Here is a 12,085-nt window from a genome sequence, read left to right on the forward strand (position 1 = left end):
GATCAGGTTCGCAGTCTTGATTGGCGCGCCAGACGAGCAAAGCATAAAGGTCGGGTCTCCGAAAGAGAACTGGAAGCGGTGCGCGAACGAACAAGACTACTCGTCGGGTGAGGGGGGGGAAGCGGAATGTCGGCTTAGTCGCCGCTTCTTTCAGAAAGGGACATTTCAGCATTTACATTCGAGGTGGCTGCAAGGTCAGAATGACCAGTACAGCGTCTTGCGATTCAAAACGCAGACCTGTAAGGTCCGCGTATGGCACTTTATGGCGCAAGAACCGAATATATCCTGCACAGCCTGCTCTGGCTGGTCGATAATCCCGAACCTGTCAGCAGTCTCGATTTGGCAGAACTGCAGGAAATTCCAGCGGCGTTTATCGCCAAGCTGCTTCCCAAGCTTGAAAAGGCAGGCCTGCTCACCGCGGTGGAGGGCTTGAGAGGAGGGTACAAACTGGGCAGAACGGCTGAGGAGATCAGCGTTCTGGCGGTGGTGGATGCAGTTGAGGGTCCAAAGGACCTTTTCAACTGTCAGGAAATCCGCAGTCGCTGCGCCCTCTTCGATCAGCGGCCGCCCGAGTGGGCAACGCAGGGTGTTTGCGAAATTCATGGTGTCATGCTGCGAGCTGAGCAGGTCATGCGTCGGGAACTGGCGCAGGTTTCCCTGGCCGATCTAGCACGCTCCGTGCGGGATAAGGCTCCTTCTCCCTTTCTCGGAGAGGCGCTGTCGTGGTTCGACGAGCGTATCCAGACCCGCCGTAACAGCAAAGTCAGGCAACGGAAACGGTTGAACATATCCTGACCACCACAAAGCTTTTACCAATTGGAATATTGAAAATGCGCAAGTTTGTTGCTCTTGCTGTTGTGGCTGCAGGTTTCTGGCCCCAGTCTCTTCATGCTGAGACCAAAGTCACGCCTCTGCTGGCCCATGATCTTTCGGGTATTCCCGGCAAAGAAGGGGCCATGCTGACGGTCGATTACGCACCCAGAGGCTCGGATCCAATCCACAGACATAATGCTTCCGTTTTTGTCTATGTCCTGAAGGGAAGCATCACCATGCAGGTCAAAGGTGACGCGCCCGTAACGTTGAAAGAAGGACAGAGCTTCTTTGAGGGGCCAGACGAGGTCCATCTCGTTGGGCGTAATGCCAGTCAGACAGAGCCAGCGCGTTTCCTTGCGTTTTTCGTCAAAGATAAAGCCGCTCCGTTTGTCTTTCCCGCGAAGTGATCAAAAGGATATCGAATTATCATGAAGGTTCTAGTGGCTGGAGCCAGCGGTGCATTGGGCCGTCCGCTGATCAGGATTCTGCGGGATTCCGGACATGAGGTCTGGGGGCTGGCCCATTGTCCCGAGAGTCTGAAAACGATCGAAAGGCTCGGTGTTCATCCTGTGAATGGTGATGCACTTAATCGGACCAATATTTTCGAACTCATTGAGCAGATCCGCCCGGACGTGGTGATCGATCAGCTGACTTCCCTGCCGTCCAGTCCTTTCGACCTGCCACAGCGCCTGCCTGCTGATCGCCGACTGCGGCTGGATGGCGGTGGTAATCTTTTCGAGGCAGCCAAGACTTTCCAAGTAAAACGTTATGTCCAGCAGTTATCCGGGTTTTATCTGGATGGTGGAAAAGGGCTTGCAACGGAAGCGTCACCCTTGAGGATCAATGCTCCAGGGACGATCGGTGACAGTGCCCGTATGTATGCCGCGTTGGAACAGAGGGTTTCAAGCGCACAGGAAATGGAAGGTATCGGGCTGCGCTATGGGTTCTTCTACGGTCCCGGGACATGGTACTGGTCCGACGGTGCATTCAGTCGCCATCTTCTCAAGGGGGACGTTTCTCTGATCGGCAAGGGGAGTAGCACATTTTCCTTCATCCATGTAGAGGATGCTGCACAGGCAACGGTGGCGGCCCTCACAGCGCCAAGCGGCATCTACAATATCGTAGATAACCAACCGACGAAAATGTCTGACTGGCTACCGGCATACGCAAACTGGGTCGGAGCTGATGCTCCTCCCTACCTCGATGAGCGAGAGGCTCTTCAACTCTTAGGCGAGGAAAGTGTCTATTTCCAGAACAGCCTGACAGGCGCGTGTAATCAGAAAGCCCTTCGGGTACTGGGTCTCAGTCCACAACGGCCTTCATGGCTCAAAAAATAAATCCGGACTTATTCTTTTCATAACGGACATAAGACGTCCGCTTACGAGATAAAGTTTTGCACCCTTATATGACCGACATGAGGGCGACTGCTGCCTGTCTGCTCCTGTATCATTGAGCAGACAGGCCGATCAGGGGGGCGAACTGTCTGTCTGTTATTGGCGTAGCATGACCGAAAGTGGCCGCTCACAGCGTTCAAGTTCTTGACGTTTACCAGCCAGCATACACCGTTCGGCAAGCGGCTGCAGGCACAATTTTCGGACTTTGGAGCCTGGCACCATGATGCGACGTGGATAGCTCGATGCGGCGTTTTTCAGGAAAAATTAACGCCTGGAATACCAAGGACCGTCAGCCTATAGGAAAGCTGGCGAGCCGTCATGCCTAGTTGCCGCGCCGTTCGGGTTTTGTTGCCACTATTACGCTTAAGAGCTGCTACCAGTTCCTCCTTCGTGTGAGACGCGGCGAGAGGTAAGGCCGGTTTTGCAGGGCTGTGGAATGGATCTCCGCTGATCGGTTGAAAGTCCGGTCTTTGAGCAGACCGTGCAGATCGCTGGATGTCAGGGTCGTTTTCTGCGCCAGCAAAACCACCGTTTCAATGGCGTTCCTAAGCTGCCTGACATTTCCTGGCCAGTTGTGACGGGCAAGCAGCGACATGGCCGAAGCGGACAGGCTAATGTTGCGTTCGTATTTCTGGTTGAACTGGCTCAGAAAATGGTTGCTCAGCACGGGAATGTCCTCCGTGCGTTCCTGCAGGGTCGGCAGGTGAAGGGGAATGACGCTCAGCCTGTAAAAAAGATCGTAGCGGAAGCGCCCGGCCCCGATCAGTTTTTTCAAATCCGTGCTGGTTGCGCTGACAATGCGCAGATTGACTTTTTTTGGGTTGGCGGCTCCCAGCCGGGTGATGGTACCCTGCTCCAGCATGTGCAGAAGCAGGACCTGCACGGAAAGGGGAAGTTCACCGACTTCATCCAGGAACAGCGTTCCGCCATCGGCCTGTTCGATCTGCCCGACATGCCTGCTGCGGGCGGTGGGGAACGCCCCGCGCTCGTAGCCAAAAAATTCCTGCTCGAAGGACCGTTCAAGAACTGCCGCGCAGTTTATCCGAACAAACGGGCTGCCATTGCGTGAGCTGGCCATATGCAGCGCACGGGCGAACAGTTCCTTGCCGGTCCCGGGCTGACCTTCGAGCATGACGGGGGACGATGACGTGGCAACACCTTCAAGATCTGCCAGCACCCTGAGCAATGGGCGGGATGTGCCAATAATGCCGTAGCGGCTGGACGATTTTTCCAGAGCCTGTTCAAGCAGGGCGTTGTGCTCATGCAGGACGCGTTTTTCTTCCTCGACCCGTTCATGCAGCGCCATAAGCTGCCCGATAAGAGTTGAGAGAATCTGCAACATCGTTATGTCGTCGGAAAGGTTCCGGCTTCTGTGTCGCAGTCTGTGGCATGCGATCAGCCCGACCTCGTTGCGGGGGAGCTGGATCGGCATGGCTATAAAGGCCACCTTGCCTTCTGGCAGGTGTTCGCGCTTGACCGCCCGACCCAGAAACAGCGGTTCCTCGTCGATATCTTGAATGATGATGAGATGCTTGTTTTTCAGGGCGGTGCCGGTAATGCCTTCGCCTTCAAGGTATACGCCGCGTGCAATTTCCTGCGCGGTCAGGCCGTAAGCGTGCCGAATGCGATAGGTCAGGCTGTCAAGATCGCGCCAGAGAATACGGGCGCGATTGAGACCGAGCAGTTCGGACAGCAGATGCACGATTTCGCGGCAGATGGACCCCGTGTCCAGTTTGCGGCCGACCAGAGTAATGACACTGCGCAGAAGCAGCATTTCCTGCGACCGCCAGAACTCGGCGGAAAAATTGTCGTCGCTGTCGGGCCTGGCCATTGTTCTCCTGTTCAAAAAACCGGTGGAAAGGGCGCTTTACTCAGTATAAAGCGCGATCACCTACGGGAGCAACGCTATCGTGTTATGGGGTATTTGCCCACTTAAAAAACTAGGCTCATGGTCTGCATGAACATCAGGCTTGATTTCAGCCCGGCATCCTGCGCCGAATGCGATGTCGCAAGGCCCGCCACGTCGCTGGTCCAGGTCCAGTGCGGTGCAAAATTCCAGCTGGCCTGAAACTGCGGCTCCGCCCCGATATACCCGCCCTGGAGGTTGCCCCGGGGCGTATAAACACGGCCAATGCCGTAAATTGCATCTTGTGTGCTGTCACGCCAGAAGAACGGTGCATGCAGGCGCATTGCCACTTTCGGTGCGGGACTGAAGGAAATCAGTGGGCCTACGCCAACCAGGTTCTGGCTGTTCAGGGTCAGTGTTACGTCGTTGTAGTAAGGAAGCGGAAAATACGGCGTGCCGAATGTGCCGACAGCGCCAGTTGTCTTGTTGTAATTCCCGCCGGAAAAAATATCGGCCTGCACACCGATGGAAGGTGCGCCCCTGACACCGGCAAACGTGTAGACAGCGCTGCCATTGACGGCAAAAGCCCTGACAGGTCTGGCCTGTCCGTTATTGGCGGGGCGGAAGGAACCGCCTTGAAAGATCCCGTCGAGACTGACGGTCATCGGCCCCAGCTTGCCCCATAGCCTGCCGCCAATCCCGTCGCGCCGTGTGCTGCCAGCCTGAAGGCCGCCGACTTTGGCCGTGGCGATGGACGCCGTGGCACCCCCGTAGAGATACCCCATGAAAAAAGCATCCAGGTAAAGCTGGCTGGGCTGCCCCAGGAAGGAGAATTTGGGCAGCGCTGTGGAGGTATAGGCGCCATAAAGTCGGCCGGAATAGTTGGTGCCATCGGAGAAAATACCCACCGGCGCCTTGTTGGTCTGAAAGAAATCAAACACGTCGATCCGAAAGCGTTTCCACATGGCATACCCGCGGAAACCGTCCCAGGTCTGCTGCACATTGGGAATATCTCTGGCAGACTGCATGACGACGGGCGCGTCCAGAAAAAGCTGCCGCCCGCCCATAGCCCCCACGGTCGCGTTCAGAAGGTGGCCTTTTACTTCCACAAAGCCTTGCTGAAGGTCCAGGCGTTCGCGTTGCAGACCGGTATTGTAGCCATAGGTGTTTGACCCCCCGGCCTCGGCATTGATCAGTTCGGCGTAGACACGGACATGCTGGCCCAGATGCAGGTCCGCACCATACTGGTTGCGGATCATGACGCGGCTGGCGTTGGTGACCCCCGCATGCCCCATGGCCGGGTTGGTTTCAAAAATATACCGCAGGCGTTCTTCGCCGCTCAGGGTCAGCCATATGGAGCCGCTATCGTTCAGGCGAATGTATTTCAGTCGGTCGAACCAGTCATGCCGCTTGGCAGCCGTGTTGCCATCGGCCAGAAAGCTCCAGTCCTCGGCCCATCGGGCCTGGCCGTAGGGGCCGACAGTCCCAAAGCCCGAGGCCGCACCGTTGGCGCCACCGAACACGCCGTACCATTTGGGCTGGGCGGGTGCGGCCTGCGGTTTGGCGGGTAGCGCTGCGTGCGGGCCTGTAATGGGCCGTGCCGTGCTGGAACTGACCGTATGAAGGCGCGCCGTATCCGGTGCGGGTGGGGTTTTCCGGGTGGTTTCGGGCAATGTCTCGGCAAGAGCCGTGCCGCCTAGGCCGACGCTGAGCAGGGTGACCGTCATGAACCGGTTTCGCAGGCACAGGGCGGCCGGTCGGCCTAGTGGGCTTGTGTGGGAAGAAAGCATGAACCGTTCTTTTTCATTGTAATATCGCAACAAAAAACGCCATGCCGGTGCTGGCTCTGTCTCTAATTTTATGGGCGGGGGGAAAGAGGTTGCAGGGTCAGTGCAACCTCTGTTTCAGGACTTCAGAACGCTTTGTAAGGCAGGAACTTGCCAGACAGGGTTACACGAACACGGTCACCGGCCGGGTTGGGCTCGCGTTCGATGTTCATGTTAAAATCGATGGCGCTCATGATCCCGTCCCCGAATTCCTCATGGATCAGTTCCTTGATGGTCGGGCCGTAAACGCTGACAATTTCATACCAGCGGTAAAGCAGGGGGTCGGCTGGCGCATTGCCGCTCAGTGAGCCTTTGCTGGGGGGCACTTGCAGCCATGCAAGGGCGGATGCATCCAGATCGAACAGTGCTACGACCTTGGCGGCCGTTTCAGCATTGAACGTCATCTGTCCCAGACACGCGGCGGTCGTCCATTCCTTGCTATGGCCGATGTAGTCAGCAACACTTTTCCATGAAAGCCCCTTGGCGACCCGTGTCGTGACAATGGCTTCGGTAACGTCATTGCGGTTTTTGAAAACTGTCATGTCGTGGTGTCCTTGTGTCATGCGGTTGCGGCTTTCTGGGCCAGGGCGGAGCGCCGGACCAGAAAATCGACCAGGTGGTTGCGAAAGGTGTAAAACCCGTCTTCATGGTGCATGGTTTCGCGTGTTCTGCTGCGTGGCAGAGGGTTGGAGGCATCCTCCGCCAGTCGCGCGTCAGGACCGTTGCTCATGAGCAGAACGCGATCCGCCAGAAAAATCGCTTCATCCACGTCATGCGTGATCATGAAGACGGTCTGCTGTGTCTGTGCGCAGATTTTCAGAAGTTCTTCCTGAATCATGCCACGTGTCAGGGCGTCCAGCGCGCCAAAGGGTTCGTCCATCAGCAGTACCCGCGGCTGCGTGCAAAACGCCCGCGCAATGCCGACCCGCTGGCGCATGCCGCCTGACAGTTCTGCGGGTTTCTTGTGCATGGCCGCTTCAAGCCCAACCATGGCCAGATAATGCTCGGCTTTTTCGCGTATTTCATGGCGGGGCATGTGCCTGTGGCGGGCCCGCACCGCAAAGGTCACGTTCTGCAGGGCGGTAAGCCAGGGCAGCAGCGCATGGCCCTGAAACACCACGCCCCGGTCAAGACCTGGCCCGGTAATTTCACGCCCGTCCATGATCATGCCGCCTTCGCTCGGCTGTTCAAGGCCCGCCAGAATGTTCAGGATCGAGCTTTTACCGCAGCCTGAATGCCCGATAAGGCAGACAAACTCACCGGGCCGGATGTCGAAGGACACGCCGGAAAACACAGGTGGGCCGTCGGGGCGATAGCGTTTGCCAATGCCCGACACTTGGACAAGTGCGTCAGCATCATGTGGTTCGGCAAATGTTGGGGAAAGTGCGGGATTATTCTGCATAACGCACACTACGTTGAACGAACGCCAGTGCCGCGTCCAGCGCCATGCCCGCCAGTCCGATCAGCAATACGGCAAGAATGACGTTGGAGAGGGAAAGATTATTCCATTGGTTCCACACGAAATAACCGATCCCCGAACTCCCCACGAGCATTTCGGCAGCCACGATAGCCAGCCACGCTACACCAAGTCCGATACGCATGCCGGTCAGAATTGTAGGGGCTGCTGCGGGCAGTAATACGAAAAAGATACGCTGAGGCCAGCGGACTTCCAGCGTGCGGATAACATTCAGCCACTCGCGGCGAATGCTTGCTACCCCGAATGCGGTGTTGAGCAGTATCGGCCAGAGCGAGCAGATGAAGATGACGAAAATGGCGCAGAGTTCCGCATCGCGGATCGTGTAGAGTGCGATGGGCATCCACGCGAGGGGGGAAATGGGCCGCAGAATCTGCACGAAAGGGTTGAGTGCTTTCTGGATAACGGGTTGCAGACCGAAGACAAAGCCCAGTGGCACGGCAACCAGCGTGGCAAGCCCATACCCGATCATGACCCTCAGGAGCGATGCGCCCAGTTGCCAGCCTATGCCCCGGTCATTCGGGCCATTGTTGTGAAAGGGCGCGTGCAGCACCTCGATTGCGTTGCGCACGAATGCGCCCGGGGTGGGAAAGTCGCTCCTGACCGTGCTGGCTACGGCGCTGCGCCCCATCAGGCGCTGGTATTCGGCGTTGCCGTCAGGAATGCCGTACGGCGAGCGGGAGGCCTGCGGCAGGGTGCTGAACTGCCATATCAGGAGAACACCCAGCAGGCTCGCGAACGACAGGAAAAAGGACAGGCGGTTTTCCTGAGAAAGCATTGCGGCTATCCTTTGCTGTAAGAAGGGGGATGGAAGGCGTCGAAACGCTGCCCCATGACCGTCAGGACGGGCCAGTTGTTCTGCCCGTCTTCCGGCGCGGGCAGGGCGAGGGCCGCGGCCTGTTTCCTGACCTCGTCGATCATGAAAATCCGCTGCGCCGTCTCCTGCAGGGGAATGTTCTCTTTCAGGTAGCCCCAGCGCGAAAACTGCGAGAGAATCCACACCGCCATGGACGGATACGGGTAGGGGGAAAAGCCAGAGCGCCTGGGGTTGTCCCGGACCACGCCCAGGCCATCGGCATAATGCCCGGTCAGGCTTTGCTCGATGACGATCTCCGGCTGGTTGAGATATGCTGCCTGCGCCATGATATGGGCGGCTTCCAGCCGGTTGGAGGGCTCCTGCATGAAATATGCAGCACGGATCATTGCGCGCTGCAGCGCGCGATACGTGTTGGGGTATTTTTCCGCAAAACTGGCAGTCGTGCCAAAGGCGCAGCACGGGTGGCCGTCCCACAGATCCGCGCTGAGCACGTGCAGAAAGCCAGCCTCTTCGTAGACTGCGCGCTGGTTGAAGGGTTCCGGCCCCAGAAACCCGTCGATATTCCCGGCCTTGAGGTTGGCGACCATATCGGGTGGGGCCGTAACGCGGAGCGACACATCCTTGTCAGGGTCGAGCCCGTGCAGCGCAAGGTAGTTGCGCAACAGCAGATTGTGCATGGAAAACTGGAAAGGTATGGCAAATGTCATGCCTTTCCAGTCACGCGGGTCACGTTTGTGCCAGTGTTTCAAAGCCAGCGTAATGGCCTGGCCGTTGATGTTCTGCATGGTCGCAACGCGGATGGGTTGGGCCGCATTGCCGCCAAGCCCCAGGGACAGCGCCAGCGGCATGGGCGACAGCAGGTGGGACGCATCCAGCGATCCGTCAAGCAGCTTGTCACGGATCAATGCCCAGCCAGCCGTTTTACGAAGCTGAACGTTCAGCCCTTCGCTCTGGAAAAAACCTTTGGCTGTCGCCATGATCAGCGGTGCAGAGCAGCTTATGGGCACGAACCCGATATTGAGGTCCGGTTTTTCCACCACGCCAGATGGCGCGGTATCAGCCATTGCCGCATGGGGGGCAAACAGGCCCGCTAGCCCTGCCAGTGCTGCAGAACCCGTTGCCGCGCCGAGAAAATGCCGCCTGCTAATGGCAGGAACACTCGCCTGGGCAGACATGGCCCCTGTAGGCAGTCCATTCTCATGCCCGGTCGTGAAAATGACTGGATACGTGCTGCCGCACTGACAGGCCAGAGCCGGACCATGGTCGCAGGGTGCGGCACGGAATGCGTACGGTCTGCGAGAGAACGGAAAAAGCGTCATGAAATCAAACCTCCAGCCTGGCGGTTATGGTCGAGCCACGACGTTGTTGCATGACAAGGCGGCCTTGAGCGTTCTCCACCGTTTCCCACGGCAAATCGGAACAGGGACGCCCCGAGAGTTCGAATGCGGCAACCTTGCTTTTGAGCCTGATTTTGGGGGGCTGATGCCGATATCCCGAATGTGGCAGGCCAAGAATTTCGTGTGCGATGGTGTCCGCCTGCGCGGCAAGCGGGGCAATATAGCGGCAGGGCACGCCCTCCACGCTGATACAGTCCCCCATGGCGTAAATGTCCGGGCCGGACGTCTGCAGCGTGGAAGGGTTGACCACAATCCCGCAATCGGTGTTCAGCCCGGCAGCACGGGGCAGCCTGAGGTCGGTTTCAAGCCCAATGGCGGCAATGACAATATCAGCCTGTATACCACCCGGCCCGACGGGGGCTGCGATGTCGAGCCCGATCCCGCTGTCCTGTCGTTGCACTCCGCGTACCGTGGCATTGGCAAGCAGCGTAATGCCGGTCTGGCGCAGGTGTTCGGCAGTTATGCGCGCGGCGGCTTCGGGCAGCAGGGTCTGTAGCGGAAAATCATCGCGGTAGAGCAGTGTCACCTCATGCCCGGCATGGGCCGCGTCTTCGGCCAGTTCGCAGCCGACAAGCCCTGCGCCAACCACCGTAATCCGTTTTTTATCCTGTCCGATCCGCTGGCGGAGCTGCTGCCACGCGCGCAGGTTATTGATCCGCCAGACAAGGCTGGAGGGCAGCCCCGGCAACAGTGCGGGGCGTGCGCCATACGCCAGAACAAGGGATTTGTAGCGCAGCGTGCCTTGCGTGGTGCGCAGTCGTTTTGCCGTGGGGTCTATGCCTGACACATATGTCTGCGCAAACAGACTGATCCCCAGTTCACGCGCTGCGGCTTCGCCCTTTTTGCTGCGGATATGCTCATCCGTCAGGTCGCGCGACAATGCAACCGAAAGCAGGGGCTTGGGGTATATGTCTCCCTCGCACGCGCTCACTATGGCGATATTTGCCGTGGGTGCCAACGTACGCAGCCTTTCGGCCATGCTCCACCCGGCACTGCCCGCACCCACGATCACGGTGTCCCAGACCATGGACGAGGAGCGTGTGCCTTGCGTAACCAACGCCGCAGGCACCGCAGGGCGGGAGGCCGGGGTGTAAGGTTCGAAATCCGCCTTGGCCACGCCGCAAAGGGGGCAGGACCAGTCATCGGGAATATCGTCAAAACGCGTGCCGGGGGGGAGACCGGAATCCGGGTCCCCCAGTTCCTCGTCATAAATCCAGCCGCAGACGATACAGATGTATTTCTGGAACGAACTGGCAGCTTCAGGCAGGGGGAAGGTCATGCCGGGAGCTCCTCTGTCATCAGCCGGGCGATCTCCAGCCGCAGGTGCTTGATGGCAGGCGTGACAATGGCCACGAACTGCGCCTCGCGCACCCGGCGTTGGGGGGCTGCGGCACTCAGGTAGCCTCTGGCTCCCTGGTGCAGCAGTGCGGACTGCGATGCCCGTAACGCCAGTTCCGACCCCAGAACGCGCAGGTCCAGAACATCCAGAAGGTAGTCTTTGTCTGTTCTGTGCGGCGTTTGTGCAAGGTGGAGCGCGCGTTGCACAAACGCATCCAGTTCCTGCTGCATTGTGTCGGGGCGGTCTTCCAGAAAGCGGTTGACGTGGCCGAGCTGCGGTTCGGCCTCCCGCATGGAGTCAATGCAGCCCTGGACGATGCCCGCCGCCATGCCGCCCTGGAGCAGAATGAACGGGGCCTTGATTGTAGTGACAAGCTCCTGGGCGGGAAAAGCGATGACATCACTTGTGGGCACGAAGTGATTATCCAGCCGTATGCCCCAGGTGCTCGTACCCTCCATGCCCGAAAAATGCGGGCATCGGTGTAGGACCGATGCGTCTTCAAAACGCAGGAGAAACAGGACTTCCTGCCCCGGCTGGCCGTCCTTGCGGGCCATCGCGCCACAGTATTGGCCTTCGGCAATATGACTGACCCAGGGCAGGTTGCCACTGACTAGAAAACCTCCATCGGCTTCTACTGCCGTCAGGGCCATGCGTTCTATGCCGGCCAGAGCCTTCATGGGGTTTGAAAGTGCTGTGCCGCCAAAGGTCTGGCCCGTGGCGTGGCGAGCCAGAAGGTCTTTGCTCAAGCTCGCATCCGGTGCCGCCTGAAGATACAGGCCGCAGACCATGTGGCACCACACTAGAAAACCGGTGGCGCCACATTCCCGGCTGACAGTGGCCATCGCGCGCAGGGCCAAGCCGAAATCGACACCACGGGTTTGTAGGTGGGCGCCCAAGGCGCCGCTTTCCCCCAGCAACCGCATGATTTCAAGCGGGTAGTAGCCTTTCTGGTCGATATCCACGACAATTTTTGCCAGCGGGCCACGAGCTATGTCGTCCACCCTTGCAAGAAGGGTCTTATCGTCCGTAAGGCGCGATGAAACGGCCATATTGCTGAGCATGTGTCCGTAATACCAACCGTTGATTGCTATAACCCATGAGCCCACTTGCGCAGTCCGATTGACATGATGCGCCATGGTTGATCGACGAGCTGGTTCCAGGCATGGCAGGCGATATCGA

At 58.4% G+C, this 12,085-nt stretch carries 12 protein-coding genes; 3 read left to right on the forward strand and 9 right to left on the reverse strand.

From position 1 onward, the window contains the following. The first annotated feature begins 252 nt into the window (after positions 1-252). The 3 genes from GOB86_RS13325 to GOB86_RS13335 are packed head-to-tail and all read left to right on the forward strand — an operon-like array spanning position 253 to position 2,150. Positions 253-795, forward strand: coding sequence for an RrF2 family transcriptional regulator (locus GOB86_RS13325; RefSeq protein WP_165993044.1), 543 nt, complete (start codon positions 253-255; stop codon positions 793-795). A gap of 35 nt (positions 796-830) precedes the next feature. Beyond that, a complete protein-coding gene (locus tag GOB86_RS13330; RefSeq protein WP_165993046.1) occupies positions 831-1,220 on the forward strand; it encodes a cupin domain-containing protein in 390 nt (129 codons plus the stop codon). Between the two features lie 21 nt (positions 1,221-1,241). After that, on the forward strand, positions 1,242-2,150 hold the full coding sequence (locus GOB86_RS13335) for an NAD-dependent epimerase/dehydratase family protein (protein WP_165993048.1): 909 nt from the start codon (positions 1,242-1,244) through the stop codon (positions 2,148-2,150). Between the two features lie 311 nt (positions 2,151-2,461). Here the strand turns inward: GOB86_RS13335 and GOB86_RS16650 are convergent, their stop codons facing one another. The 9 genes from GOB86_RS16650 to GOB86_RS13375 all read right to left on the reverse strand — a co-directional run bounded on the left by GOB86_RS16650 (position 2,462) and on the right by GOB86_RS13375 (position 11,955). Then, positions 2,462-2,659, reverse strand: a complete 198-nt coding sequence (locus GOB86_RS16650) for a helix-turn-helix domain-containing protein (RefSeq protein WP_366125167.1) — start codon at positions 2,657-2,659, stop codon at positions 2,462-2,464. Next, positions 2,581-4,038, reverse strand: a complete 1,458-nt coding sequence (locus tag GOB86_RS13340) for a sigma 54-interacting transcriptional regulator (protein WP_198912045.1) — start codon at positions 4,036-4,038, stop codon at positions 2,581-2,583. Before GOB86_RS13340 ends, GOB86_RS16650 begins: the two co-directional genes overlap by 79 nt. Positions 4,039-4,139: 101 nt before the next feature. Beyond that, the gene (locus tag GOB86_RS13345) at positions 4,140-5,843 is read right to left on the reverse strand and encodes an alginate export family protein (protein WP_242012682.1); all 1,704 of its coding nucleotides are present in this window, start codon (positions 5,841-5,843) and stop codon (positions 4,140-4,142) included. A gap of 122 nt (positions 5,844-5,965) precedes the next feature. Continuing rightward, entirely contained in the window at positions 5,966-6,421 is a 456-nt protein-coding gene (gene cynS / locus GOB86_RS13350) for a cyanase (protein ID WP_064776502.1), read from the reverse strand. A gap of 17 nt (positions 6,422-6,438) precedes the next feature. Further along, positions 6,439-7,281, reverse strand: coding sequence for an ABC transporter ATP-binding protein (locus GOB86_RS13355; protein ID WP_165993050.1), 843 nt, complete (start codon positions 7,279-7,281; stop codon positions 6,439-6,441). Next, positions 7,271-8,131: a nitrate ABC transporter permease gene (ntrB, locus tag GOB86_RS13360; protein WP_087636571.1), complete on the reverse strand. Its 861-nt coding sequence runs from the start codon at positions 8,129-8,131 to the stop codon at positions 7,271-7,273. Before ntrB ends, GOB86_RS13355 begins: the two co-directional genes overlap by 11 nt. A 5-nt stretch (positions 8,132-8,136) precedes the next feature. Continuing rightward, entirely contained in the window at positions 8,137-9,489 is a 1,353-nt protein-coding gene (locus tag GOB86_RS13365) for a CmpA/NrtA family ABC transporter substrate-binding protein (protein WP_242012683.1), read from the reverse strand. A gap of 4 nt (positions 9,490-9,493) precedes the next feature. Then, positions 9,494-10,846, reverse strand: a complete 1,353-nt coding sequence (rd, locus tag GOB86_RS13370; RefSeq protein WP_165993052.1) for a rubredoxin — start codon at positions 10,844-10,846, stop codon at positions 9,494-9,496. Further along, positions 10,843-11,955 carry an acyl-CoA dehydrogenase family protein gene (locus tag GOB86_RS13375; RefSeq protein WP_165993054.1) on the reverse strand — a complete coding sequence of 371 codons (1,113 nt, stop codon included), beginning with the start codon at positions 11,953-11,955 and terminating at the stop codon, positions 10,843-10,845. The genes rd and GOB86_RS13375 overlap by 4 nt, the downstream gene beginning before the upstream one ends. Between the last annotated feature and the right edge of the window lie 130 nt (positions 11,956-12,085).

It is taken from the genome of Acetobacter lambici (genome assembly GCF_011516885.1).
Classification (GTDB): domain Bacteria; phylum Pseudomonadota; class Alphaproteobacteria; order Acetobacterales; family Acetobacteraceae; genus Acetobacter; species Acetobacter lambici.

Excerpts from the sequence above, each read along its gene's own strand:
- GOB86_RS13325 (WP_165993044.1), top strand. The coding sequence starts at position 253 with ATGGCACTTTATGGCGCAAGAACCGAATATATCCTGCACAGCCTGCTC.
- GOB86_RS13330 (WP_165993046.1), top strand. The coding sequence starts at position 831 with ATGCGCAAGTTTGTTGCTCTTGCTGTTGTGGCTGCAGGTTTCTGGCCC.
- GOB86_RS13335 (WP_165993048.1), top strand. The coding sequence starts at position 1,242 with ATGAAGGTTCTAGTGGCTGGAGCCAGCGGTGCATTGGGCCGTCCGCTG.
- GOB86_RS13340 (WP_198912045.1), bottom strand. The coding sequence starts at position 4,038 with ATGGCCAGGCCCGACAGCGACGACAATTTTTCCGCCGAGTTCTGGCGG.
- GOB86_RS13345 (WP_242012682.1), bottom strand. The coding sequence starts at position 5,843 with ATGCTTTCTTCCCACACAAGCCCACTAGGCCGACCGGCCGCCCTGTGC.
- cynS (WP_064776502.1), bottom strand. The coding sequence starts at position 6,421 with ATGACAGTTTTCAAAAACCGCAATGACGTTACCGAAGCCATTGTCACG.
- GOB86_RS13355 (WP_165993050.1), bottom strand. The coding sequence starts at position 7,281 with ATGCAGAATAATCCCGCACTTTCCCCAACATTTGCCGAACCACATGAT.
- ntrB (WP_087636571.1), bottom strand. The coding sequence starts at position 8,131 with ATGCTTTCTCAGGAAAACCGCCTGTCCTTTTTCCTGTCGTTCGCGAGC.
- GOB86_RS13365 (WP_242012683.1), bottom strand. The coding sequence starts at position 9,489 with ATGACGCTTTTTCCGTTCTCTCGCAGACCGTACGCATTCCGTGCCGCA.
- rd (WP_165993052.1), bottom strand. The coding sequence starts at position 10,846 with ATGACCTTCCCCCTGCCTGAAGCTGCCAGTTCGTTCCAGAAATACATC.
- GOB86_RS13375 (WP_165993054.1), bottom strand. The coding sequence starts at position 11,955 with ATGGCCGTTTCATCGCGCCTTACGGACGATAAGACCCTTCTTGCAAGG.